This window comes from Proteus vulgaris (assembly GCF_016239305.1).
Classification (GTDB): Bacteria; Pseudomonadota; Gammaproteobacteria; order Enterobacterales; family Enterobacteriaceae; genus Proteus; species Proteus vulgaris_C.
The window spans coordinates 1-615 of the sequence record NZ_JAEHOQ010000069.1 but is presented as its reverse complement, the minus strand read 5'-3'; the positions used below and the strand labels follow the sequence as shown (position 1 = coordinate 615).

Sequence of the window (615 nt, the reverse complement as noted above, 5' to 3'; positions counted from 1 at the left end):
CAGTAAGAGAAAACATTTATAAACGTTCCATCTCTTCTTTTGCCTTATATTTGAAATAAATAGGTTCAAATAATCTCCTGGATTAGGATTGAAGTTATATTCAGTTAAGACTTTTTAATTTATTATAATTGGGTCTCCAATATTTTACTTTTTCTATAGTACCATCTGAATAATAAATAATAACACCCGTTCCTCGCTCTTTAGGTATATCAACCTTCGTAATATTATCCTTATGATAGAGAGGAGTGAATAATATGTTTTTTTCATTATTAACTAATATATATTGAGATCTATCCCAATGGTTAAACAGAGTTATTTTTTTTCATTTGAAAAGTTATTATTAATAAAGACTGGATAGTAATTAAGTTCTATTCTTTCATTTTTTATTAGATTTCTTATCAGTTCTGGTGGACGAAAATTATGGTCTTTAAAGATTAAAATAAGTTCATCTGATGGTATTGCTTCATAATCACTATACGTACTCAGTGTCTTTTTGTAAATGATTGATATCCAAACTTCACTTAATTGCCATTGACATGAGCCACCACCATTAAGGGCGATTTGTACTTGATAGATATCGCTATTACCTTGTTGTTTAAGTGCTACGGTATTAGG

1 pseudogene is annotated in these 615 nt (G+C 28.6%); it reads right to left on the bottom strand.

The features are described from left to right. Window positions 1-312: 312 nt before the first annotated feature. A pseudogene (locus tag JEP40_RS18995) lies at window positions 313-615 on the bottom strand (hypothetical protein); the annotation flags it as partial.